General features: G+C 58.6%; 20 protein-coding genes and 1 pseudogene. 14 read left to right on the top strand and 7 right to left on the bottom strand.

What is annotated here, in order from left to right; all coding sequences use genetic code 11:
- Positions 1–127 precede the first annotated feature (127 nt).
- Both FTE24_RS06275 and FTE24_RS06270 read right to left on the bottom strand, forming a co-directional pair.
- Positions 128–1,354 (bottom strand): MFS transporter, encoded by a 1,227-nt coding sequence (locus FTE24_RS06275; protein ID WP_150231648.1) that lies wholly within the window; start codon positions 1,352–1,354, stop codon positions 128–130.
- A gap of 1 nt (position 1,355) precedes the next feature.
- Positions 1,356–2,120: an MBL fold metallo-hydrolase gene (locus tag FTE24_RS06270; RefSeq protein WP_150231646.1), complete on the bottom strand. Its 765-nt coding sequence runs from the start codon at positions 2,118–2,120 to the stop codon at positions 1,356–1,358.
- A gap of 123 nt (positions 2,121–2,243) precedes the next feature.
- Here FTE24_RS06270 and FTE24_RS06265 point away from each other — a divergent pair, with 123 nt between their 5' ends.
- Together FTE24_RS06265 and FTE24_RS06260 are read left to right on the top strand one after the other, a co-directional pair.
- Complete coding sequence (locus FTE24_RS06265; protein ID WP_272915059.1) at positions 2,244–2,660, top strand: Lrp/AsnC family transcriptional regulator; 417 nt, start codon at positions 2,244–2,246, stop codon at positions 2,658–2,660.
- A 154-nt stretch (positions 2,661–2,814) separates the two neighbouring features.
- A complete protein-coding gene (locus tag FTE24_RS06260) occupies positions 2,815–3,693 on the top strand; it encodes an SDR family oxidoreductase (protein WP_150231642.1) in 879 nt (292 codons plus the stop codon).
- 69 nt (positions 3,694–3,762) lie between these two features.
- Here FTE24_RS06260 and FTE24_RS06255 read toward each other — a convergent pair whose 3' ends face one another.
- A complete protein-coding gene (locus tag FTE24_RS06255) occupies positions 3,763–4,233 on the bottom strand; it encodes an Lrp/AsnC family transcriptional regulator (protein WP_141448901.1) in 471 nt (156 codons plus the stop codon).
- 119 nt (positions 4,234–4,352) lie between these two features.
- Here FTE24_RS06255 and FTE24_RS06250 point away from each other — a divergent pair, with 119 nt between their 5' ends.
- Entirely contained in the window at positions 4,353–4,898 is a 546-nt protein-coding gene (locus FTE24_RS06250) for a cysteine hydrolase family protein (protein WP_150231640.1), read from the top strand.
- A 216-nt stretch (positions 4,899–5,114) separates the two neighbouring features.
- Here FTE24_RS06250 and FTE24_RS06245 read toward each other — a convergent pair whose 3' ends face one another.
- Both FTE24_RS06245 and FTE24_RS06240 read right to left on the bottom strand, forming a co-directional pair.
- Positions 5,115–7,679, bottom strand: a complete 2,565-nt coding sequence (locus tag FTE24_RS06245) for an FAD-dependent oxidoreductase (protein ID WP_150231638.1) — start codon at positions 7,677–7,679, stop codon at positions 5,115–5,117.
- Positions 7,676–7,990 (bottom strand): ArsR/SmtB family transcription factor, encoded by a 315-nt coding sequence (locus tag FTE24_RS06240; RefSeq protein ID WP_150231636.1) that lies wholly within the window; start codon positions 7,988–7,990, stop codon positions 7,676–7,678. The genes FTE24_RS06245 and FTE24_RS06240 overlap by 4 nt, the downstream gene beginning before the upstream one ends.
- Before the next feature lie 214 nt (positions 7,991–8,204).
- On the opposite strand from FTE24_RS06240, the gene FTE24_RS06235 reads away from it, so the two are divergent.
- The 3 genes from FTE24_RS06235 to FTE24_RS06225 all read left to right on the top strand — a co-directional run bounded on the left by FTE24_RS06235 (position 8,205) and on the right by FTE24_RS06225 (position 12,681).
- On the top strand, positions 8,205–10,577 hold the full coding sequence (locus FTE24_RS06235) for a glycoside hydrolase family 31 protein (protein WP_150231634.1): 2,373 nt from the start codon (positions 8,205–8,207) through the stop codon (positions 10,575–10,577).
- Positions 10,578–10,798: 221 nt separating this feature from the next.
- Positions 10,799–11,764, top strand: coding sequence for a 3'-5' exoribonuclease YhaM family protein (locus FTE24_RS06230; protein ID WP_150231631.1), 966 nt, complete (start codon positions 10,799–10,801; stop codon positions 11,762–11,764).
- Positions 11,765–12,039: 275 nt separating this feature from the next.
- The gene (locus FTE24_RS06225) at positions 12,040–12,681 is read left to right on the top strand and encodes an NAD(P)-dependent oxidoreductase (RefSeq protein ID WP_150231630.1); all 642 of its coding nucleotides are present in this window, start codon (positions 12,040–12,042) and stop codon (positions 12,679–12,681) included.
- Positions 12,682–12,919: 238 nt separating this feature from the next.
- On the opposite strand, the pseudogene FTE24_RS23600 reads toward FTE24_RS06225, so the two are convergent.
- Positions 12,920–14,676: pseudogene (locus FTE24_RS23600) on the bottom strand (glycine betaine ABC transporter substrate-binding protein); the annotation flags it as partial.
- Positions 14,677–14,692: 16 nt separating this feature from the next.
- Positions 14,693–15,898 (bottom strand): quaternary amine ABC transporter ATP-binding protein, encoded by a 1,206-nt coding sequence (locus FTE24_RS06210; protein ID WP_150231626.1) that lies wholly within the window; start codon positions 15,896–15,898, stop codon positions 14,693–14,695.
- 441 nt (positions 15,899–16,339) lie between these two features.
- On the opposite strand from FTE24_RS06210, the gene FTE24_RS06205 reads away from it, so the two are divergent.
- The 8 genes from FTE24_RS06205 to FTE24_RS06170 all read left to right on the top strand — a co-directional run bounded on the left by FTE24_RS06205 (position 16,340) and on the right by FTE24_RS06170 (position 24,900).
- A complete protein-coding gene (locus FTE24_RS06205; protein ID WP_150231625.1) occupies positions 16,340–16,906 on the top strand; it encodes a GbsR/MarR family transcriptional regulator in 567 nt (188 codons plus the stop codon).
- 230 nt (positions 16,907–17,136) lie between these two features.
- On the top strand, positions 17,137–18,351 hold the full coding sequence (gene alr, locus FTE24_RS06200) for an alanine racemase (protein WP_150231623.1): 1,215 nt from the start codon (positions 17,137–17,139) through the stop codon (positions 18,349–18,351).
- Between the two features lie 171 nt (positions 18,352–18,522).
- The gene (locus FTE24_RS06195; protein WP_018975910.1) at positions 18,523–18,804 is read left to right on the top strand and encodes a CopG family ribbon-helix-helix protein; all 282 of its coding nucleotides are present in this window, start codon (positions 18,523–18,525) and stop codon (positions 18,802–18,804) included.
- Between the two features lie 3 nt (positions 18,805–18,807).
- The gene (locus FTE24_RS06190) at positions 18,808–19,158 is read left to right on the top strand and encodes a type II toxin-antitoxin system PemK/MazF family toxin (protein WP_018975909.1); all 351 of its coding nucleotides are present in this window, start codon (positions 18,808–18,810) and stop codon (positions 19,156–19,158) included.
- Between the two features lie 484 nt (positions 19,159–19,642).
- Positions 19,643–20,323: an L-serine ammonia-lyase, iron-sulfur-dependent subunit beta gene (gene sdaAB / locus FTE24_RS06185; protein WP_150231621.1), complete on the top strand. Its 681-nt coding sequence runs from the start codon at positions 19,643–19,645 to the stop codon at positions 20,321–20,323.
- 4 nt (positions 20,324–20,327) lie between these two features.
- On the top strand, positions 20,328–21,287 hold the full coding sequence (gene sdaAA, locus FTE24_RS06180) for an L-serine ammonia-lyase, iron-sulfur-dependent, subunit alpha (protein WP_150231619.1): 960 nt from the start codon (positions 20,328–20,330) through the stop codon (positions 21,285–21,287).
- A gap of 270 nt (positions 21,288–21,557) precedes the next feature.
- The gene (locus FTE24_RS06175) at positions 21,558–22,493 is read left to right on the top strand and encodes a TRM11 family SAM-dependent methyltransferase (protein ID WP_150231616.1); all 936 of its coding nucleotides are present in this window, start codon (positions 21,558–21,560) and stop codon (positions 22,491–22,493) included.
- Between the two features lie 262 nt (positions 22,494–22,755).
- Positions 22,756–24,900 (top strand): Tex family protein, encoded by a 2,145-nt coding sequence (locus FTE24_RS06170; protein ID WP_415663179.1) that lies wholly within the window; start codon positions 22,756–22,758, stop codon positions 24,898–24,900.
- The last annotated feature ends 127 nt before the right edge of the window (positions 24,901–25,027 follow it).

The following is a 25,027-nucleotide window of genomic DNA, read 5'->3' as shown; positions in this document are numbered from 1 at the left end:
GCATACACCGGAACGCTTGTCTATCGCGCGAAGCGCATGAATATGAATTGCACGCCAAAAAGCCCAAACCTGAGTTTGGGCTTTTTGGCGTGCGTGTTGAACGAGTCAACCGTTCGTGATGTGGCGGTCAACCGTTTTTCCGGGTCGCCGCTTCAAGCTTGCGTACCCGACTTTCTTTTTTGCCGTACAAAAAGTAATAAAGCAGAATGGAAGCCCAGATGATTCCGCCGAGCAGCACGTACAAGCCGCGATAACCGGTCAGCGGGATCAGCAGTCCGATCAGCGCCGGCCCGAATCCGTTCCCGAGATCGAAAAACAAAAAGAACGTCGCGGTCGCAAGGCCGACCCTTCCGGGTTCGACCGACTGCACAGCTGCGGTCTGCGACACGGACGAGAGATTGCCGAACCCGAGTGCGATCAGCGCGGCCGCGGCCAGCAGGCCGACGCTTTCCCAGGCGGAGCCGAGCAGGATCATTCCGGCGCCGAACAAGACAAATGCCGGATACATGATGAGATTGGCGCCTTTTTTGTCGATCAATTTGCCGGTGAACGGCCGCGACACAAGCACGAACACGGTATAGACCATGAAGAAAAAGCCGGCCGTATCGACCAGATCCAACTCTATCGCATACAGGTTCAGGTACGAGACGATCGCCGAGAAGCAAAATGTCATGACGAATATGTGGATCGAAATCGGCAGCGCTCTCGGCTCGATGAAGTTGGACAGCTTGAAGCGCGAGCCCGGCTGCGGAAGGCTGGCGGGAAAAGCGGGCACGGCCAGCGGAAAGGCGATCAGCAGATTGACGAGGCCAAGCGCAAGGCAGAAGACGAAAATCGCGCCGAAGCTCGTGTGCTGGATCATGTACAAGCCGATAAACGGTCCGAGACCGGTCGCAAGCGCCGTACTGACCGCGAAATAGCTGATGCCTTCGCCTTTGCGCGATGCGGGCAGGCTGAGCACGACGATCGTGCTGACGACCGTCGAGATTACGCCGAGCGTCACGCCGTTCAGAAAGCGGCTCAGCACCAGGAATCCGATACCGAGCTGGACGAAATAGAGCAGCGTTGTGAGGGCGAACAGCAGCAGCGCGAGCAGCAGCTTGGTCTTGGAAGGTGCAAGGCGCCCGACCCACAATCGGCCCGTCAAAGAACCGATAATGAAAATGCCGGCGATCAGGCCGGTCTGGCCGCTGGACGCCTGAAATTCCCGCATCGCGTACAGCGCGATCGTCGCGTTGAGCAAAAAGAAAATCAGCGTGACGAAAAAGTTGACGGTCGACAGCACAACGAAGTTTTTCGTCCACAGCCTGGCCTGTTCCGGCCGGCCCTGCCGGTCCTGCGGAAAGTTCGTCATCTTAGAACACGAGCGATTCGCCGTCTTCCGGAATGAGCAGCTTGGCATCGAAGCCTTTGTGCTGCGCGAACCGCTTCAGGTCTGCCCGAGGCAGCAGCCAGTGGTTGACCGCTTCCATATGGACAGAGACCAGGGCGGCGTCCGGAGCGGCCCGGTGCACTTCGTAGATGTCGTCTTCGCCCATGATCAGTGCGCCTTGATCCCGAACGCTGTTCTTGCCGCCGTTCACGATAATGACTTCGGGTTCGTGCGCGTCGATCTCGTGCTTGACGCCTGCGTACCAGACGGTATCGCCGGCCAAATACAGCGTCTTCTCGTCGGCATGCTTGAACATGACGCCGCATACGTCGCCCATCTGCTGGAGGAGAACTTCGCCTCTGCCGTGTTCGCCCTGCGTTTTGATCAGGGAGATTCCGTTGAACCGCGTCTGCGCCGTCAGCACTTCCACGTCGAGGAATCCGTCCGCCCGGATAAGGTCCGCATCGCGCTCGTTTTGAACGAACATTTTGAGAGTTTTGGGAATGGCTTCTTTGGCGACTTCGTCGTAATGGTCCAGATGCAGATGCGTCAAGATGACGGCGTCGACGCCGTCGAGAATCTGTTCGATCGGCATCGGCAGCTCGACGGTCGGATTGCGCAGCTGTTCGCCGTAACCCAGAGCAAAAGGTTCGTAGCGGCCTTGTTCGGCGAGCATCGGATCGATCAGAAAGGTCTGGCCTGCATATTGAAGGATAACGGTAGCGTTTCGGATTTGTTGAATGTGCATGACTGTAAATTCTCCTATCGGGTCTGTTTTTTCGTACGCTTTTCAGTCTATACTAGACAGCGGGTTCGAATAAACGGCCTAAATAAAGCGTTCGGCCCGATTTACTTTGTTTTTGAAAGGAGATTGGTTGTGGATCAGACCGATAAACGGATTATCGAAGAATTGGGCCTCAACAGCCGGATCACGATGAAAGAATTGGGAGAACGGGTACATCTGACCGGCCCGGCCGCCGCCACGCGGGTCGAGAAGTTGGAAGACCAAGGGATTATCGAAGGCTACGGGGTGCAGGTCAACCATGCGAAGATGGGCTGTTACACGTATGCTTTTTTGAATATCTACATTAAGGAAACGTCGCATCAACCTTATCTGGCGTTTACCCGGGAGAAAAAAGGGTATGTGCTGAACAATTACAAGATTAGCGGAGACGGCTGCTACTTGCTGGAGAGCCGGTTTCCGAGCAACGAAGCGCTGAACGAATTTTTGGTCGAGCTGAACGAGCATGCCAATTACAAACTGTCGATCGTGCTGGACAAAGCGTAATAGCCGGGTATCTTGCAGGATACCTTCTATCCGAAAGGTGCGTACTTCTTTTGCGGATTCAGGTTCGTTAGACTACAGATAGGATCGTTTGCACAAATATCTGGTCGGGAACCCGCTTGGAATAATCAGCTTGGAGAGAGGAAGGTTGTTGGACATGCCCAAAAACCCGGTTTATTTCGTATATGGCGCTTCCGGCGCACAAGGAGGAGCGGTCGCCGCCCGTTTATTGGACCAAGGACAACACGTACGCAGCCTCACGCGCCATTCGGCCAGCGCGAAGAAGCTTGAAGAGCAGGGCATCGAAGCTTTCGTGGGAGATATGGCCGATATGCAAGCTTTGCATCAAGCGCATGCGGGCGTGGATCGGGTATTCCTGAACATTCCCGTCGAATTCGACACGGCCAGGTTCGATACTTACGTGAAGAATGCGATCGAAGCGGCCGTTCAAGCCAAAGTCGAGCTGCTCGTCGTAAATACGGGCGGCTACGTTCCGGCCGATCAGCCTACCGATACGCTGGCCGTAGAGATCAGACGGAACCTGCTCGATCAGGTGCGGCAAAGCGGGCTTCCGTGGATCGGGGTAGAGCCGATCAATTATTTGGAAAACCTTTTGATTCCGGGCGTATTTAACGAAGGCGTACTCGCTTATCCGGTTCCGTCCGATCGGCCGATCTCCTGGATCAGTCTGGACGACGCGGCGCAGTATCATGTCTATGCGTTGACGCATCCGGAATTGGCGGGAAGCGTATTAACGGCTCCGGGCGCGGAGAACGTGACCGGCGACGAGCTGGCGAATATTTTCGCAAGCGCGCTTGGCCAAGACGTACGGTTCGTGTCGCTTCCATTCGACCATTTCGAAGCCGCAATGGCGCCGATGCTCGGTGCGCAAACCGCGGCGGGCCTCAAAGGGATGTATCAATGGGTCAGCGCCCATACGAACCTTCTTCCACAATTTGCAGACGTGGACGACGAGGTAAAAGCACAGCTTGACTTGTCCGGCATAGCCGAATGGGTTCGCCGGACTTTCCGGTAAAACGAACGGGGAAGACCTGAACGGATAAGACGCTGCGAAAAATAGAAAAAAACAGAGACCCGAGCAGGCTCAGGTCTCTGTTTGCGCAGGCTGCGGGGACAGCTGCGGCATCGGGCGGCCGTGGTCTTTGACCGTTTTGATCGACAGGTTGACGTTGTAATTGCCGTAGTGCAGCAGTTGGTCCAGGCAGGCATTCAACCGCTCCTGCGATTCGATCTTCAACGTCAGGTGATAGCACCCTTCCCCGGAGATACGGTGGGCTTCCGTAATCTCGCTGCGTTCGTTGACGAAACGGACGAACGCGTCGTGGTCGGTCGTTTTCATATAGATGATGACGAACGCCGTATAAGGAAAACCCAATTTCACCTCGTCCAGAATCAGGGAATACGCTTTGATGACGCCGCTGTCTTCCAGCTTTTTGATCCGGGCGCCGACCGCTTGTCCCGTCATGTGAATACGTTCCCCGAGGTCTTTCCATTGAATGCGCGAATGCTCGGACAGCGCTTGAAGAATCTGAACGTCGATGGAATCCAGCTGCATCGTGCAACTCCTTTCGCGGTGAAACCGGTTGGCGTCAAAGCGTTTCGCCGGCGCCTGTACCGTTTCCCGATTGTTCTCTATGATTGGAAGGTAAGCAAATTACGGATGAGGTGAACCTAATGACAACCGCTTTGATCTTGATCGATATTCAGAACGACTATTTCCCAAACGGCAATATGGAACTGAGCCAGCCGGAGCAAGCTGCCGCCAAGGCCGCGCAAGTACTTGAATCATTCAGACAAGACCGCCAGGATCTGATTTTCCATGTGCAGCATATCGCGGCCGATCCGGCTATGGGCTTCTTCCTGCCGGATACGAACGGAGTGGAGATCCACGCCGCCGTCAAGCCGGAAGGCGACGAGAGCGTCACGACGAAGCATTTCCCGAACAGCTTCCTGCAGACCGATCTGGAAAGCAAACTGAAAGCCAAAGACGTGACCGATCTCGTGATCGTGGGCATGATGACGCATATGTGCATTGATGCTACCGTGCGCGCCGCGGTTGACATGGGCTACAAAGTGACGCTGATCGAAGACGCCTGCGCAACGAGAGAATTGGCTTACGGAGGCAAGACCGTAACGGCCGAACAGGTTCATTACTCTTTCATTGGCGCGCTCGACGGCATGTATGCCCGCGTGACGTCCGCCGAACAATTTCTGGGCTAACGAGCCGAAAATTCGAAGTTCCTCTTGACCAGTATACGCCAAAAAGGGCAGGCTTGTGCGCAGGTTCCGTCTTCGGATCTTCCAGACACGCCCCGCTCCGATAGGACTTGCATCCTGCATGCCAAAGATCCGCTCCCTTACTTGGAAGGAGCGGATCTTTTCGGTATGTCTGCCGATGCCGTACGTGCGTCCGGCGTTCGGACGTACGCACGGCATTCAGACGAACAGATTATGGTTGGCCTGCGCCGCCCGGCCGAGATAATGGCCGACGCCGCCGCTCTGTACGTGATCCATCAATTCTTCGCGCCGGATGCCCATCAGGTCCATCGACATCTGGCAGGCGACCATCTCCACGCCCTGATCGGCCGCGCTCCGGATCAGCGATTCCAGCGAATCGACGTTGTGGGTCTTCATCAGCCCGCGAATCATCTTGGGTCCTGCGCCCAGCATGTTCATGCGGGACAAGCCGAGCTTGCGGCTGCTGCGGGGCAGCATAAGATCGAACAGGCGGCCCATCGTCGTCTTCTTGACGGCTTGGCGTTCGGGCTTGCGAATGACGTTCAGTCCCCAGAACGTGAAGAACATCGTCACTTTGCGTCCGCTGGCCGCCGCGCCGTTCGCAATGATGAAGGACGCGATCGCTTTGTCCAGTTCTCCGCTGAATACGACCATCGTACTGGCCGGCTCGGCCGCGGCCGGCGTATGCGGCGCAGCGGGGTCCGGCGCGGCTGCGCGCTTGGCGAGCGTCGCTTCGATAACGCCGCCGGCTCCGCGTTCGAGCCGCAGCAGCGAAGACGCGGTCATATCGGCCCAGGCGCGGATGTCTTCGTAGAAGCCGGGATCGGACGCGCGCACGCGCAGCGTCTGCCCGTCCGCGAGCTGATCCATCGCCTGCTTGACCTGCATAAGCGGACCGGGGCAGCTCAAGCCGCGGGCATCCAGCTCGCGGTCGACCGCAAGCGGCCGCGTCTTCTGCGGAAGCATCCCGGCATCCGGGCTGCGGTCGAAGCCGGAGTCCGAATCGGAGTAGAGACCGGAGTTGCGATCGGGATCGGAATCGGGCTTGCGATCGGAACCGAAGCCCGAACCAGAATCGGAATTGGGCTCGGAATCGGGCTCGAACGGCAGCTCCCGCGGCCGGAACGCGGCCTGCCGGTACGTCTTGTAGCCGCCGCTGAGATTCCGCGCGTCGAAGCCGTGCTGGCGCAGGATTTGGGACGCGGTATACCCGCGCAAGCCGACCTGGCAGTAGACCCAGACTTCCAGGGTCGGGTCCAGTTCGCCGAGCCGGTCGCGCAGCTCGTCGACCGGGATAGAGATCGAGCCGGGAATATGCCCGCCGGCATGTTCCAGTTCGCTGCGCACGTCGAGCAGCACGGAACTTTCCGGCCGGCGGTCGGCCAGTTGGTCGTAGGAGAACGACCGGACCCGGCCGGCGAGAATATTGTCCGCCGCGTAGCCGGCCATGTTCACCGGATCTTTGGCGGAAGAGAACGGCGGCGCATAGCTCAGTTCCAGTTCGGTCAGATCCTGCACCTGACCGCCGAAATGGATCGCGACAGCGATATCGTCGATCCGTTTCTCGACGCCTGCGTAGCCGACGGCCTGCGCGCCGAGCACTTTGCCTTCCGGCGCGAACAGCAGCTTCAGCGTGATCGCGCTGGAGCCCGGATAATAGGAAGCGTGCGACGAAGGATGCACGATGACGCTGCGGTAAGGGACGCCGAGACGTTTGAGCGTCTTCTCGCTGCTGCCTACGGAAGCGCCCGTCAGGTCGAACACTTTGATGACGGCGGTGCCCATCGTGCCGCGGTACGTCGAGTTCAGGCCGCCGATCCGGTCCGCCGCGATCCGGCCCTGCTTGTTGGCCGGGCCGGCCAGCGGCACCGCGGTCCGGGTGCCGTGCACGTAATCGGCGACTTCGATCGCGTCGCCGACCGCGTACACGTGCGGAGCGCTCGTCTCCAGCGCCTCGTTGACGACGATATGTCCGCGCGGGCCGAGTTCAAGGCCGCTAGCCGCGAGAAAAGCCGTATCCGGCTTCACCCCGACCGCCAGAATGACGAGATCGGCGGTCAGTACGCGATTGTCGGGCAGCTCGACGCCGATGCCCGCGCCGACAGAGCGGAAGCCCTGCACGCGCTGCGAGAACAGCAGCCGAACGCCGCGCTGCTCCATCTCCTGCGCCAAGATCGCGGCGAGTTCGGGATCGAACGGCGCGAGCAGCTGCGGATTGCCTTCGACGAGCGTAACGTCCAGACCGGCTTCCTTGAGGTTCTCCGCCATTTCGACCCCGATGAATCCGCCTCCGATCACGATGGCGGATTTGCCGCCGCCCGGCGATACTTGTTCTTTGATCCGGTCGATATCCGGAATATTGCGCACCGTGTGGATCAGCGGATGGTCGGCACCCGGCACGTCCGGCACGACCGGGCGGGCGCCCGGCGACAGAATCAGCTCGTCGTAGCTTTCCTCGTACAGGCCGCGTTCCCCGCTTTGCACCTGCACGGTGCGGCGCTGCGGATCGATCGAGATCACTTCGCTTCTCGTGCGCACGTCGATGCGGAAGCGGTCGGCCATTCCTGTGGGCGTCTGCACGAGCAGCCGTTCGCGATCGGCGATGGCTCCGCCGATGTAATAAGGCAGGCCGCAGTTGGCGAACGAGATATAAGGGCCTTTTTCGAACAGGATAATGTCCGCGTGTTCGTCCAGACGCCGCAGCCGCGCGGCGGCCGAAGCGCCTCCCGCCACGCCGCCGACGATCAATACTTTTTTGCTCACGATTCGCACTCTTCCTCTCCGAATAACGCTTTTACGATTTCTTCGATCCGTCGATCCGCCAACACATAGTTCATTTCCAGTCCGCTGCGTTCGGTCGAGACGATGCCCGCGCCGCGCAGCTTTTGCAGATGCTGCGAGACGGTCGACTGCGGGATGCCGAGGCATTCCTGCATGTACGACACGTTGCATTTCTTTTTGCGCATCAGTCCGCGCACGATGCACAGCCGCACCGGATGGGACAGAGCTTTCAGTAGATTGGCCGGCTCGTCGAATTTTTGCAGGTCGTTCCCGTTGAAGTCGGGAAGAGTCATACGGCTCACTCCTTTTATATATCGTAATATTCAAATAATACGATATATAAGCGAAGGTGTCAACTTGAGGCTTCCGCGAACACCGGTTTTCCGGCAGGGCGCAGCGGATAAGCGATTTATTGATTCTTTTTTGCCCATTTGACAACGCTTCCCCCATCGTTCAAGGTTAATAGAGAGAAAGCACGATATGACGCCGAAGGAGGACAACAGCGATATGTGGGGCAAACGAACAGCATACGAAAAAGAAGGACGCCGCGTCTCGATTCAATTCGAAGGAGGCATCGGGCGGATCGAAGTCGTGAATGCGGGGGTCATCAACGTGTTTGCGCCGCTGCACACGCAGGAGCACGAATCACGCGCGGTCGAGCAGCCGAATCCGGCGTTCGTGGTATGCGATTATACGGTCAGCGAACGCGACGGACGGATCGAGATCGTCACGGAGCAGCTGACAGTGCGCGTCTACGATCATTTCAAAGTCGATTTTTACGATGCCGCGGGCACGCCGCTCTGCCTCGATTACCGGGGCGAACGCGAACCGTTCCCGCGCCGGGGCAACGTCAGCATCGCGGAAGGCGAAGGCCACGCCGCCATGCGCACGAGCGAACACCACAAGATCCAGGTCCTCAAAGCAATGGAAGGCGAAGAGAAATTTTACGGCCTCGGCGACAAGACGGGACCGCTCAACAAACGGGGCTACGAATACGAAATGTGGAATACGGACGATCCGTCGCCGCATGTCGAGAGCCATAAATCGCTGTACAAAAGCATTCCGTTTTTCATTACGCTGAAGGAGCGGGCCGCGTACGGGCTCTTTTTCGACAATCCGTTCAAAACGTTTTTCGATCTGGGCAAAGAAAATTCGGACTACTATTACTTCGGCGCCGACGGCGGCAATCTGGATTATTACTTCATCTACGGTCCCGATCCCAAAAACGTCGTGTCGCGCTACACCGCATTGACCGGCCGCACGCCGCTTCCGCAGCTGTGGACGCTCGGTGCGCATCAGTCGAGATGGTCGTACGCGCCGGAATCGAGAGTGCTGGAGATCGCGGAGAAATTCCGGGAACACGATCTGCCGCTCGACGTCATCCATCTGGATGTCGATTACATGGACGGCTACCGCGTGTTCACGTGGGACGACGAACGCTTCCCCGACCCGGCGGCGCTCACGAAACGGCTCGGCGAAATGGGGATCAAGGTCGTCACGATCATCGATCCGGGCGTCAAAAAAGACCGCGGGTACGGCATCTATGAAGAAGGGTTGGAAAAAGGGTTCTATGCGACCGACCGCGACGGCGTGCCTTACGTCAACGCGGTCTGGCCGGGCGACTCCGTCTACCCGGACTTCTCCGACGAGCCGGTGCGCCGATGGTGGGCGAATAACCAGAAGATCATGCTCGACGCCGGCATCGCGGGCATCTGGAACGACATGAACGAACCGGCGAGCTTCAACGGACCGCTGCCGGACGACGTGCGCTTCAAGAACGACGGACGAAGCGCCGATCACCTGGAGATCCATAACGTCTACGGCCATTTGATGTCCAAATCGACGTATGACGGCATACTCGAAGCTTCCGGCAAACGGCCGTTCGTCATTACGCGCGCCGCTTACGCGGGCACGCAAAAGTATTCGACCGTCTGGACCGGCGACAACCAGAGCTTCTGGGAACATCTGCGGCTGTCGATTCCGATGACGCTCAATCTGGGCTTGAGCGGATTCGCGTTCAACGGCTGCGACGTCGGCGGGTTCTCGCACGACTGCACGCCGGAGCTGCTTGCGCGCTGGGTGCAGGTCGGGGCGTTCAGCCCGCTGTTCCGCAACCACACGGCGATCGGCACGCGCGATCAGGAACCGTGGGCGTACGACGAAGACACGCTCGACGCGTACCGCAAAGCGATGAAGCTGCGCTATCGCCTGCTGCCGTATCTGTACGACCTGATGCGCGAAGCGGAACAGACCGGCCTGCCGCCGATGCGTCCGCTGCTGCTGGAATTCCCGGAAGACGAGCACGTGCACGAACTCGACGATCAGTTCCTGTTCGGCAGCCGGATGCTGGTCGCGCCCGTGATCGAGCAGGGCAAGCGGCATCGGGCCGTCTACCTGCCGGAAGGCTCGTGGATCGATTACCGCAGCGGCGAGACGCTCGAAGGCGGCCGCGTCATTCTGGCGGAAGCTCCGCTCGACGTCTGCCCGATCTACGTGCGCGCCGGTTCGTTCCTGCCCGCTTACCCGGATCAGAAGTATGTGGGCGAGCTGAAGATCAAGGAACTGCTGCTGGACGTCTATCCCGGCACAGGCGAATACGTGCATACGCAGGACGACGGCGAGAGCTTCGATTACCGCAGCGGCAGCTACAACGAGTACCGCTTCAGCCAGAGCGAACAAGACGGCGAGCTTGAGATCGCCTGGGAAGCCGGCCATGCCGGTTATGACAGGGAGACTTACGCCTCGTTCCGGCTGACGGTACACGGACGCTCCGCTTCGTCGGTAGAATTGAACGGGGAAGCGATTCCTTTTCTGGCGGAAATCCGCGGGACGACGTTCCATGTTCCGGCCGGAAGCGGCAAAGTCCGGTTGATCCGATAAGCCCGGATTGTGCATGGTGCTTCGCGGCGCAGCGGCCCGAATCGGTTCGGTCCGCCTGCCGCGAAACTTTTTTTGCCGAATGAATACGTTCTCTTCGCAAAAATCGCACCCACCCGTGCGGATTCGTATTTCGTTCCTGAGCCGTAAACCTATATAATAGAAGAAAGGGGCGCCAGAACAATCTGTTTTTCGTCCCCGGACTCAACTCATGGAGGAACGCAATGAAAACCATCAAAGAATTTATCGAAGGCGACGATATTATCGGGTTCTACCTGTTAAAGTCCGCCGATCTCAAACAGACCAATTCCACGCCGCCCAAAGACTATTTCGATCTCGTGCTGGCGGATGCCAGCGGCGAGATTCCGGCCAAGCTTTGGGACGTCAGCACCGCGGACAAAGAGACCTTTTTCCCGCCCATGCTCGTCAAAGTGCGCGGTATCGTCCAGAAATACAGAGAAAAGCCGCAGTTCAAAGTCAGCAAGCTTCGTCCGGCCGATCCGGAAGACGGCTACACGCTGACCGACTTTATCCGCTCCGCTCCCGTGCCGCCGAACGATCTGGTCTACACGATCAAGACGACCGCCGCGGGCATCTCGGACACGGATCTGCGCCGCCTCGTCGATTACTGCATCGACAAAGTCGGCGACAAGCTGATGCATTATCCGGCTGCCAAAGCGATGCACCACGCGTTCTACGCGGGTCTCGCCTACCACACCGTCCGCATGCTCGAACTGGCGGAATTCCTCTGCAAACAGCGTCCGTTCCTGAACCGGGACATGCTGCTCGCGGGCATCATCTTGCATGACATCGCCAAGACGGAAGAGATGACCGCCGAACTCGGCGTTGTGTCCGAGTACAGCTTCACCGGCAAACTGATGGGACATCTGGCGCTCGCTTCGACCTGGATCACGGAAGCGGCGATCAAGCTTGCGATGGACCCGGCGTCGGAGAAAGTCATCCTGATGCAGCATATGGTACTTGCGCACCATAACAAAGGCGAGTGGGGCAGCCCGGTGCAGCCGCAGACGGCCGAAGCGATCGCGCTGCATTATATCGATCAGCTCGATGCCAAGCTGCAGGCGGCCGAAGACGCGCTCGACATGATGCCGGACAACGAACAATGGACCGTACCCCTGCGCGTGCTGGAAGGCAAAGCGCTGTACCGCGGACCTAAGGGCGAAGCCTGATCGTTTTTTAACAACGTTGTTTTGTCGGCGTCTTGTTCGTAAAAAAACATCCTGTTTGATCTGGACGGCTTTTCGCGTTTCAACGAGGGTTGACGCGAAAAGCCGTTTTTTTGTACGCCGAACGATTGGAACGGGCAGAAGAGGGTTGACAAAAGAAAGTTAATGTAACTATAATAGTTACATTATATCGATTCGAGAGATTCGCCGGATGCGCACTGCGGTTCGGCGGCCGGACACGGATCGGTCCACACTCAACCCAATGGAGGTTTTATATTATGAAGATTGCAGTAATCGGCGCCACAGGCAAAGCGGGACAGTTGATCGTGAAGGAAGCCGTGCAGCGCGGCCATGACGTGACGGCCTTTGTGCGCGATACGTCCAAGTTCGATCTGGAAGGCGTGCAGGCCGTGCAAAAAGACGTGATGAACCTGACCGCCGAAGACGTCATCGGCTTCGACGCCGTCGTCAACGCGATCGGCATGCCTCCCGGCCGGGAATCGGGCCATATCGAAGCGGGCCGCACGCTGATCCAAGCGTTCCAGGGCGCGCCGGATTCCCGCCTGATCGTCGTCGGCGGAGCCGGCAGCCTGTTCGTGGACGAAGCGCAGACGACCCGCCTGGTCGATACGCCGGACTTCCCCGACCTGTTCAAGCCGACCGCGTCCAGCCAGGGCCAGAACCTGCAGGACCTTCAGGCTTCCGAAGGCATCCGCTGGACGTTCCTGAGCCCGGCCGCGTTCTTCGACGAAGCCGGAGCCAGAACCGGCCGCTACCAGACCGCGGGCGAAGTGCTCACCGTCAATGCCGCGGGCGACAGCTATATCAGCTACGCCGATTACGCGATCGCGATCGTCGACGAGATCGAGAACGCCAAGCATGTGAACCAACGCTTCAGCGTAGTCGGCGAGAAAGCATAAGACGCGCTTTTCGCAGGCTGACGGTTCGAAGTTCCCGCATGCCTGCGCTGCCGCAAGGCAGCCCAAAGACGCGACCCCGGTTGGGGCCGCGTCTTTTTGGTGTATCGTTTTGCTGTGGATCGGGCGCTGCTATCGCCGAATCCATAACAAAAAGCGATCCCCGAAAGGATCGCTTCATCATGACTTCAAATCTTACTGCTTACTTCGAATTTCACTTCGAATCTTACTTCGCGTCGACCATGTCTTCGATCGAAGTCGCGTCGACGTAAGCCGGTACGACCAGGCCGGTCTTGACGCCCGTCATGTTGGCGCCGAGGTCGTCCAGCTTGTCCTTGTACTGGCCCCAGTAGTCGGCGTGGGTAAGCGGCAGCCATGCGGCAAGGCTCGCGTCGGCATCGCCTTGAGCGACGCCGAGCCACATTGGGCCGGCTTCGACCTGCAGGCCTTTGACTGTCAGGCCGAGTTTCTCCTGCATGATTTCCTGCACGAGGCTGAAGCTTGCGATCTCGGAATCCCAAGCGACGTACGCGAGGGTAACGGTGTCGCCGCTTGCCGGCGTAATGCCGTCGGTCCATTCGGCGACGCGCTCCGGATGGGCGGCTACGAAGTCTTTGGCCGCTTGTTCGGCCGGCGTGCCGTCCTGGATCGCGATCATGAGCTCGCCCATTTCGTCTTCCGTCCATTTGAAGTTGCTCAGGAACTGGTAAGCTTCAGGGTGATCCTGTTCCAGTCCTTTGCGGGCGATCGTATGGATTTCTTCCGCGTCGCCGTACGATTTCTTCGGATCTTCCAGGTATTTCAGATCGTATTTGGAGAACATCCAGTGCGGCGTCCAGCCCGTAATGACGATCGGATCTTCTTTTTTGATCGCTTTGTCGAGCGTTGCGGTCATCGCCGCGCCGGAACCTTCGATCAGCGTCCAGTCGTTCAGACCGTAATCGGTAATCGCTTTTTGCGTCGCGTTCATGATGCCGGCGCCCGGATCGATGCCGATGATCTTGTGGTCGACCTGGTCGCCGAGCGAAGCGGATTCCGAACCGGAGCCGGCGGCGCCGGTAGAAGCGCCTCCGCCCGAAGAGCAGGCACCGAGGACGAGCATAGCGGCGAGACTTGTCATTCCGAACCATTTTTTCGTGCCGAAGTTAAACTTTTTCATTACGCATTTCTCCTTTTTCTAGCAGGTTTGAATATATTTTGCGAGAGACGGTCGAGTACGATTGCCAGCACGACGACGGCAAGTCCGGCTTCGAAGCCCTGGCCGATATGCAGCTGCGTGACGGCGCGGTACACTTCGACGCCGATGCCCTGCGCGCCGATCATCGAGGCGATAACGACCATCGACAGCGACAGCATGATCGTCTGGTTGATACCGGCCAGAATGGTCGGCATCGCAAGCGGCAGTTGAACCTTGAACAGCTTCTGCGCGCCGGTCGAACCGAAAGCGTCGGCCGCTTCCACGAGTTCGCCGGATACTTGTTGAATGCCCAGGTTGGTCAGGCGGATCGTCGGCGGAATCGCGAAGATAATCGAAGCGATCACGCCCGGCACGACGCCGAGGCTAAAGAACGTGACGGCCGGCAGCAGATAGACGAACGCCGGCATGGTCTGCATGAAATCGAGCAGAGGCGTGATGACGCTCGAAGCGCCTTTGCTTTTCGCGCACAGGATCCCGATCGGAATCCCGATGATGATCGAGATCAAGCCGGACGTCAGGACGAGCGCGAGCGTGCTCATCGTGGCATCCCAGTAACCGAGGTTCCAGATCAGCAGGAAGCCCAGTACGCTGAACAGCGACAGTTTCCATTTGCCGGCGAAGTAGGCGATAACGGCCAGCAGAACGATAAACAGGATCGGATGGGGCAGCATGAACAGGTCCGTGAACAGGCCGACGACTTTTTCGATCGTAAAAGCGATGCCGTCGAACAATCCTTCCAGGTTGATGCTCATCCAGTCCACGACCGAGTCGACCCATTTCGCGATCGGAAGCTTGGGCATCTCGGCGGTAATCAGATTAATCGGCACGGCTATAACCTCCTTCGTTTTCCACTTCTCCGGCCATGGCGCCAAGCAGGCTGCCGCGAACGACGACGCCCATCAGGCGGTTGTCCGCATCCACGACCGAAATCGGAATCGGAGACGTGCTGCTGAGTTCGAACATTTCGCCGATCAGGCGATCCGGCGGACAGACGGGACATCCCGGAATCAGGATATCTTCAATAGTCAGCTTGTCCTTGACGGCGCGAGAAGCGTCTTCGGCGGTAATGGCACCGAGCAGCCGCTTGCTGCGGTCGATCACGAACAGGTTGGAGACCGCGCGTTCGCGCATCAGTTCCAGCGCGACGCGGGGACCGCGGTCCGGCGTAATCGTCTCGGGCCGGCGCATGACGTGTGACGCGGTCAGCACTTTGGACAAGTCCACGTCTTCGACGAAACGCTGCACGTAGCGGTTGGCCGGCTGGATCAGAATCTCTTCCGGCGTGCCGATCTGCACGACTTCGCCGTCGCGCATCAGTGCGATGCGGTCTCCGATGCGAAGCGCCTCGTCCAGGTCATGGGTAATGAAGATAATCGTTTTTTTCATCTTCTCCTGCAGGTCGAGCAGTTCGTCCTGCATGTCGCGGCGAATCAACGGGTCGAGCGCGCTGAACGCTTCGTCCATCAGCAGCACTTCGGGATCGTTGGCGAGCGCGCGGGCGAGGCCGACGCGCTGCTGCATGCCGCCGCTGAGTTCGTCGGGCATTTTATCTTCCCAGCCTTTGAGGCCGACGAGTTCGAGCGATTGCTTCGCTTTCTCGTAGCGCTTCGACTTTTCGACTTTTTGGATTTCAAGTCCGTATTCGACGTTCTCGATCACGGTGCGGTGCGGGAACAGCGCGAACTTCTGGAAGACCATGCTGATCGTTTTGCGGCGCACGTCGCGCAGCTGTTCGGCATTCATCTTCATCAGGTCTTTATCGTGCACGAGAATTTGTCCCGCGGTCGGATCGATCAGCCGGTTGAACATGCGTACGAGCGTCGACTTGCCGCTGCCCGACAAGCCCATGATGACGAAAATTTCGCCAGGCTCGATATCCATGTTCACCTGGTTGACCCCGACGGTGATTTGTTTCTCTTTGGCCAGCTTTTCCTTGTTATAGCCTTGTCCCAGTAACTTGACACCCTGGGCAGCGTTAGGTCCGAACAATTTGCTTACGTTCCGAATGCTGAGTATCGGCATTTCGTTCACCCCTCTTTTCTATTTAAAGGCATCTTTTTCCGGCAGGCGCCGAATGGTGGATAGGCTGCATGGTTCGGGGACGGCGTCTTTAATGGTAAAAAACCGGGTCCCCGGAACCAACCGAGCTCCGTGATACCAACGTCCTAAATTGTAACAAAGCAATCTTTTCTTTTCAACCTTCATATCCGTACGTTAAGTTCGTACAGAAAAAACTGTACAAAGTAATAGTCGTAAATGCTCGAAATTGCTCACGTATGCTCTTTTTTAAGAAACTTTACAATTGATTGACGTTCTCCTAAAATAAAAAATGACAAATCTTGCGTATGCGAGACTGGACATTTATAAGGTCATATGCGCAGAAAGCATAGATGAAGCTTGCATCGCCGCATGCGGGCCTGTTATAAAAAGCGTATAGGGAAAGAGATTAAGGAGGCTTCAGGCATGGGCTTGGACCAGGACCAGTGGAACGAAGAAGAACACGACAGGGTGCAGCGCATCCGCAAACGCGTCATCGAAGTCGTGGGCAAAAACATGGAATTGTACGGCGTGACGCTGTCGACCGGACATCTGTACGGGCTGCTGTTTTTTGCGGACAAACCGATGACGCTCGACGACATGGGCCGCGAAATGCAAATGAGCAAGACGAGCATGAGTACCGGCGTGCGCACGCTGCTCGATTTGAACATGGTCAATAAGGTCTGGGAAAAAGGGTCCAGAAAAGATCTGTATGAAGTCGAGTACGACTGGTATCAGACATTTACGGACTATTTTGCTACCCAATGGCGCCGGGCCGTCGAAAATAATCTCCAGGTGCTGCGCCGCGCGATCAAAGAGATCGACCGGCTGCTCGAACAGCCCGACACGAGCGAGTTCACCTCAGGCGTTCTGAAAAAAGACCGGGAGAAAATCCGCCAGGCCGAAAGCTATTACCGCTGGCTGGACCGGGTGATCGACGCGATGGAAGAAGGGGACTTGTTCGAGTGGGTGCCGCGCGAAACGGAGTCTTGAGAACGCTGTAATGCCCAAATTTTAAAAAATTGCCCGCCCGGGGAAAATCGGCCGCTTTGCGGCGCTTCTAAAAAACCCGGAGCGGGTAATCTTTTCATTAAGGCGGATTTTGTCTCTGGCCTTCTTTGTACCTGCAATTCTTCGACGGTGTGGACTGGTCTGCCGGCATTGACAGCCCCGCTTCCCAAGCTTACGCTGGAATTAACAAATTTACGTTAGAGGTGGCTGTTTTGCCTATGCAGTATCGTCCTACCCAAGCCGTCGTGGATCTGGATGCGCTTCGCGCCAACTACGAGGCTTTTCGTTTGCACCTTGAAGCTTCGACTCTTCTGCTGGCCTGCGTCAAAGCGAATGCCTACGGGCATGGAGCGGTGGAGGTCAGCCGCGAGCTGGAGCGTCTCGGTGCCGATTATTTGAGCGTCGCTTTCCTGGATGAAGCGTTGGAGCTTCGAGAAGCGGGGATCGTCATGCCGATTCTCGTGCTCGGCTATACGCCCCCCGAAGGACTTGCGATCGCACGCGATCGGGAGATCACGGTGGCCCTGTTCAGCGACGAGGTGCTCGAAGCGGCGCGCCATCTGGGTCGTTCCCCGTCCGGCAGCCGGCTCAAGGTTCACGTCAAAGTGGACAGCGGCATGGGCCGTCTCGGACGGATGGCCGGTCCGGATGCGACCGACTTCGTCAAAAGAGCGCTTGAAGCGGACGGGATCGAGGTCGAAGGATTGTTTACGCATTTTGCCAGAGCGGATGAAGCCGACAAGGCCTATACCGTGATTCAGTACGAAGCGTTCCGCGGCACGACGGACGCGCTTGCGCAAGAAGGCATCGAAATTCCGTTGATACATACCGGCAACAGTGCCGCCGCGATCGACACGCCGGGCTTTTCACCGAAAATGGTTCGCATCGGAATTTCGTTGTACGGGTTCTATCCTTCCCGCGAAGTCAACCGCACCGCCGTTGCGCTCAAGCCGGTGCTGACACTCAAGACCAGAGCCGTCTTCGTCAAGACGCTTCCTCGGGCGATGGGGATCAGCTACGGCTCGCTGTACACGGCGGAAGCGGGCGAGCGGATCGCGACGCTGCCGATCGGCTATGCCGACGGTTACTCGCGGATGCTCGGCGGCAAAGCCGAAGTGCTGATCCGGGGCCGCAGGGTTCCGGTGGCCGGAACGATTTGTATGGACCAATGTATGGTGTCGCTCAAATCTTTCGCCGACGCGGAAGATATCCAAGAAGGCGAGGAGGTTGTCCTGCTCGGCAGCCAGTCCGGGGAAGTCATCTCCGCGGACGAAATTGCCGCCAAACTGGGAACGATCCATTACGAAGTGGTGTGCATGCTCGCCAATCGCGTACCGCGAATTTATACCCGAACGGGTGTTGTTATTGCGGAATTAAACCCCCTTTTGCATGAAAATCCAAACCGGTTTCGAGTGCTTTCCGAGTAAAGTGTGAAGAAATAGGGTGTACGGATGAAAGATTGTGAGCTATAATGGGTGGCAGCACAGGTGATATACGAATCGTATATACGCTATTTCAACAGTCCCCGATTCCAACGGAGTTTTTCGACAAGATCAAGGGACCGTTGACGGGTAAAAGCTCATGGGGGTGGACGAACGGTGGCGAACTTGCAAAGCACCAAGAGAGTGATGATCAGCCTGCCTGATCATCTTCTGCAGGAAGTGGATGGGATCGCAGCTCTGGAAAATTCCAATCGCAGTGAACTGATCAGGCTGGCAATGAGACAGTATTTGGTCGACCGGAAGAAGCGGTATATCCGCGAGTCGATGCAGCAGGGTTACATGGAAATGGCCCATATCAATTTGTCGATGGCTTGTGAAGCGTTTCATGCGGAGGAAGATGCGGACATCACTCTGGTTCGCTTAGTAAGCGGGGTGTAACTATTGCTTGTAAAACGCGGTGACGTATTTTTTGCGGATCTCTCGCCAGTAGTGGGATCCGAGCAGGGCGGGGTGCGTCCGGTTCTGGTGATCCAGAACGATATCGGCAACCGCTTTAGCCCTACGGTCATCGTCGCGGCGATTACCGCCCAGATTCAAAAAGCCAAGCTGCCGACGCACGTGGAGATCGATGCCAAGACGCACGGATTCGATCGCGATTCCGTCGTCCTGCTCGAACAGATTCGAACGATCGACAAGCAGCGCCTGACCGACCGGATTACGAGACTCGGCGAAGAAACGATGAAGCGGGTCGACGAGTCTTTGCAAATCAGCTTGAGCTTGGTTGATTTTTAATCCGGAACACAGCCAGTCGTTCGATCGGGATTCGGAGCGGCCGCATCCGTCCGCGGACGGGAAGCGCGGTCTGCACCAATCGGAAAAAGAGCACGTTCGTGCGAATTCTTTCGCGCGCGCGTGCTCTTTTTTTCGCCGTTTAGCAGTTGAGAGGAATCGGCCTGTTTCCGCCTTGGGCGGTCGCAGGCTTCTTTTGTGCGCGCAATTCGCCATGTTCGAAGAAGCAGGCAGAGACGGCAATGAAGCAGACAATAAAGCAGACAATAAAGCAGAATACCTAACACGAACATAACGATTCAGCCGTTTGAACCCCGGAATCCGAACGGACGCGGACAGGACTTCGCTGCGGTGTCGAAGTAGTGCGAAGGCGTCGACGTCAGGCGGGATGAGGTGTAAAATAGCGGGTGAGTGCTTATAAATAAACGACTGCGCCCCAAAAGGCCTTGTCGATCACGATTAAACATACAGCGAGGAGAACGTTCAGATGCGGTTTAAAAATGTGTTTTCGATTATAGGACCTTCCATGGTCGGTCCTTCTAGCTCACATACGGCTGGAGCGGTGCGCATCGGACTGATTGCGAGGCAGCTGCTCGGCGAGCAGCCGAAGACCGTCAAAATCGCTTTGTACGGTTCGTTCGCCGAGACGTATTGGGGACACGGAACAGATCTGGCGCTTGCGGGCGGACTGCTCGGCTACGCCACGGACGATGCCCGCGTAGCGGACGCGCTCGAGGAAGCGGAGCGTCTCGGTATCGAGATCTCCTTTTTCAAAGGCGTCGGCCTGGCTCCGCATCCGAATACGGCGAAGCTTGAGCTGACGGCGGCGGACGGCCGCACCGCGCAGGTGCTCGGCGCTTCGATCGGCGGAGGCACCGTCATGATCCATGAAATGAACGGCTTCGACGTGCGCTGCAGCGGCGAATACCCGACGATCGTCGTGCTGCACGACGACCGTCCGGGCGTGCTTGCTTCGCTGACCGCGCGGCTCGGCGGCAGCGATACGAATATCGGGTATATGGGCGTCGACCGCAAAGGGCGCAGCGCGGAAGCGATGACGGTGATGGAGCTGGACTCCGTGCCCGACGCGGAGCTGCTCGCGCAGCTGCGGCAGATCGAAGAAGTCAAAGAAGTGACAGTCATCAATTTGAGCGGCAGGGGGGCATAACGCAATGAGATTCCGTACATTAAAAGAACTGACGGCGATCAGCCAGGCGGAGAGCAAGACGCTCGCCGAGATCATGATCGAGGAGCAGGCCGCCGAAACGGGCGTTTCGCGCGAAGAGATCACGGCGCAGATGTCCGACTATTACGGCAAGATGAAAGAAGCGGTGCGGCTCGGATTGTCCGAACAAAATGTGTCGCGCAGCGGCCTTAGCGGCGGCGACGCGGTCAAAGTGCTGGACCTTGCGGAGAACGGCACGCCGTCTTCCGGCGATCCTTCGTCGCGGGCCATGGCCTATGCGCTGGCGGTCTCGGAAGTCAACGCTTCGATGGGCCGGATCATCGCGACGCCGACGGCAGGTTCGTGCGGAATCATTCCGGGCGTATTCGTCAGTTCGCAGGAACGTTTCGGCTGGAGCGACGAACATATGGTGAACGGATTGTTCGCGGCCGGAGCGATCGGCTACGTCATTGCCAACAATTCGTTTATCTCCGGCGCCGAAGGCGGCTGCCAGGCCGAAGTCGGCTCGGCGATCGGCATGGCGGCGGGCGCTTTGGTCGAACTGCGCGGCGGCAACGCCGAACAGGCGATGCATGCCGTCGGCCTCGCGCTCAAGAACACGCTGGGCCTGATCTGCGATCCCGTCGCCGGGCTCGTCGAGATCCCGTGCATCGTCCGTAACGGGCTGGGCGCCGTCAACGCGCTGGCCGCGGCCGATATGGGGCTGGCCGGCGTGCGCAGCGCTATTCCGTCCGACGAAGTCGTCAGCGTCATGCTGGAAGTCGGTGCGGCGATGCCGAGCGGACACCGCGAGACGGGGCAGGGCGGCCTCGCACAGACGCCGACCGGCCGCAAGCTGACCGAAGGGCTTATGCGCGGCCGCAAGCCGCTGCAGCCGGAGTTCGAAGAACCGGCGTCAGGCCAGGCAGAGACGGCCGCGGCGCAGACGGTCCATACTTCCGAATAAGCGGTCTATCTGCCGCGATACGGAGTGCAAAATGGCGAATTCGGTACGGAAAACAGCCTGAACAGATTCTTTTTGGCGAATTCGGTCTGGAAGAATGATCTTGAATTTTGAATGTTTTGTATTCGGTATGGAAGATTGCACAAAAGATTCGGATTCGAAGAATATCCCGATATGCGCAGGCAGCGATTCGGGCAGGCAAGGCGAAGCGCAGCGGCGGCTCGGCCGTACGCAGGCTTCGCCTTTTCGGGCGCGCGGGAAAAGGACGGGAAAATGGAAAACGATCACGAACAGAAATATATGTACGATTTTGCCTGCCACGAAGACGAAAGCTCGCTGTGCCGGATGGAACTGCGCATCCTGCTCGGCAGCGTCCCCCGGGAAAGATTCGTGCGTTCCGACCGGAACGTCGATCCTTCGCGCAGTCCTTTCGTCCGCGGGAAGCTGGAGATCTCGTTCAGCGCGGCCGATCTGGAACAACTTGCGCAGGCGGCTTCCGCGATCGCGCTGAACGGCGAGACGTTCAAGCTTCGTTATATCGAAGCGGAAGGCAAGGCCGATTATGCCCAGCGCCGCGCGATCGAACGCTTGGTCGGCGCCGGATTTGCCGGACAGGCGGACATGAAGCGTCCGCAGCGGCTGTACGGCGTCGCTTGGGCGGACGGCTTGTGGCATCTGGGCCGCTACGCGGAGAGCGAAGCAATCTGGCTGAAGCACAACGCCAAGCCGCGCCAGTATTCGACCGCGCTCGGCACGCGGACGGCGCGGGCGGTCGCGAATATCGCCGTGCCCGCGCCGGACGGCGTGCGCGCGGTCGACCCGTGCTGCGGCATCGGCACGGTACTCGTCGAAGCCGCTTCGATGGGCATCGCGATCGACGGCTTCGACCTGAATCCGCTGGCGGCGATCGGCGCGCGGGAGAATCTGGCGCATTTCGGGCTGCCGGGCCGCGTAGGCGTCGCGGACATGCGCACGCTTGAAGGGCGGTACGATGCGCTCGTGCTCGATTTGCCGTATAATCTGTGTTCGGTGCTGACGGCGGGCGAACGCATGGACATGCTGCGTTCGGCGCGGCGCCTGGCCGACCGGTGCGTGATCGTCGCGACGCAGGAGATCGGGGCGGAGATCGAAGCGGTCGGATTGTATGTCGCGGATCGCTGCACGGTCCGCAAAGGGAAGTTTGCCCGCCATATTTGGCTGGCGCTGTAGAACGGGCCGGAGGCGGTTCGTGCCGTCTTTTTCGCAGGCACGCAGCGATCGGATTTCGATTTCGGTTTGCGGACAACGAGGTCTGTCTGTCATAATGGGTACACCGTTTTTTCGCGGCGCGAGCAGCAGGCCCGCGAAAAGAACAAGGCCGCGCAGGCGGCCGGAGAACAAGCAGCGGAAGAAAGAGGGAGATACAGTGTCGGATCTGGAACTGAACAAGGAGACCGGTTCGTCCGAGATGACGGCCACCGAGCGCGAGGCGATGTTCCGCCGGACGGCGGAGGCGCTGGGCATAGCGGGCAAGCAGGTCAAAGCGGCGGTAGCGCTGCTGGACGAAGGCAACACCGTACCGTTTATTGCGCGGTACCGCAAAGAAATGACCGGAGAACTGGACGAGAACCAGTTGAGAGATATCGAAGAAGGCGTGCAGTATGCGCGCGGTCTTCACGTACGCAAATTCGAGGTGCTGCGCACGATCGAAGAGCAGGGCAAGCTGACGGCAGAATTGAAGACTTCCATTCTGGAAGCCGCCAAGCTGCAGCAGGTCGAAGACCTGTACCGTCCGTTTCGCCAGAAGCGCAAGACGCGCGCAAGCGTCGCGAAGGAAAAAGGGCTGGAGCCGTTGGCCGAGTGGCTGATGAGCCAGCCGGGCCGCGCGGACCTCGATCGCGAAGCGTCGCGCTATCTGTCCGAAGACGCGGGCGTGACTTCGCCCGAAGAAGCGCTGCAGGGCGCGCTCGACATCGTGTCCGAGCAGCTCGCCGACGACGCGAAGATTCGCGCCTGGGTCCGCACGTATACGCTGGACCATGCGCTGCTCGTCACCGAAGCCAAAGACGCTTCCGCGGAATCCGTCTACGAAATGTATTACAAATACAGCGAGTTGGCCAAAAAAATGCCGCCGCACCGCATTCTCGCTATTAACCGCGGCGAACGCGAGAACGTGCTCAAAGTGTCGCTGGAGACCGACTCCGCGCCGATCCTGCGTTATATCGGCAGACGCGTTATCCAAGGCTCGTCGCCGGTCCATCCGCTGCTCGAACGTTCGATCGAAGACGCCTACAAGCGTTTGATCGGGCCTTCGATCGAACGCGAAGTGCGCGGCGAACTGACGGAAAAAGGCGACGCGCAGGCTATTTCGATCTTCGCGGGCAATCTGCGGAGCCTGCTGCTTCAGCCGCCGGTACGCGGCAAGCGCGTGCTCGGCGTAGACCCCGCTTTCCGGACCGGCTGCAAGCTGGCCGCGGTCGACGAGACGGGCAAGCTGCTTGAAGTGGCCGTCACCTATCCGACGCCGCCGCGCAATCAGATTCGCGAAGCGTCCGAGAAGTTCCGCGAACTGGTCGACAAGTACGACCTGGAGCTGATCGTGATCGGCAACGGCACGGCTTCGCGCGAGACCGAGCAGTTCGTCGCCGACTGGATCGGCGACTACAAGGCGCGCAAGCTGTCGTACCTGATCGTCAACGAAGCCGGCGCAAGCGTCTATTCGGCGTCCAAAGTCGCCCAGGAAGAATTCCCGGACATGGACGCGGCGGAGCGCAGCGCCGCTTCGATTGCAAGGCGGGTGCAGGACCCGCTGGCGGAACTGGTCAAGATCGATCCCAAAGCGATCGGCGTCGGCCAATATCAGCACGACGTCTCGCAGAAGCAGCTCGAAGGACAGCTCAAAGCCGTCGTCGAATCGGCCGTTAACCACGTCGGCGTCGACGTGAACACCGCTTCGCCGTCGCTGCTGTCGTACGTCGCCGGCATCAACCAGACGACGGCCCGCAACATCGTCAAGTACCGCGACGAGAACGGTTCGTTCGGAAGCCGGAGCGAACTGAAGAAAGTGCCGCGCCTCGGCGCCAAAACGCTCGAACAATGCGCCGGCTTCCTGCGTATCGAAGGCAAAAACCCGCTGGATCGCACGCCGATCCACCCGGAATCGTACAAAGTCGTCGACCGGCTGCTGGCCGAACTCGGCTTCAAATCGTCCGATCTCGGCACGGCCGGCATGACGGCGGCGCTGGAAGCGGCGGATGCCCAAGCGCTGGCGGACAAGCTCGAAGTCGGTCTGCCTACGCTGCGCGACATTCTGGAGAGCCTTCAGCGTCCGGGCCGCGACCCGCGCGAAGAACTGCCGGCTCCGATCTTCCGGACCGACGTGCTGAAGATCGAAGACCTCAAGCCGGGCATGGAGCTTCAAGGCACCGTGCGCAACGTGATCGATTTCGGCGCTTTCGTCGATATCGGCATCAAAAGCGACGGTCTTGTCCATATTTCGCAGCTCAGCACGAAGTTCGTCAAGCATCCGATGGACGTCGTGGCCGTGGGCGACACGGTGACGGTCTGGGTGCTGAACGCGGATCTCAAAAAAGGCCGCGTCGGCTTGACGATGCGCGGACCGGTAGAGAACGCCTGAGTTCCAAGCCCTAAGCGCAAGCGGGCACACACGGAAATTTTCATGACAAAAGCGTCCCGGAGTTACATCCGGGACGCTTTTCGGCGCGTTCAAGCTTCGATTTTTCCAGCGATTTTTCTAACTGTTT

The organism is Saccharibacillus sp. WB 17 (genome assembly GCF_008634075.2).
Lineage (GTDB): Bacteria > Bacillota > Bacilli > Paenibacillales > Paenibacillaceae > Saccharibacillus > Saccharibacillus brassicae.
The sequence above is the reverse complement of the archived record's forward strand: the minus strand, read 5'-3'. Positions and strand labels throughout refer to the sequence as shown.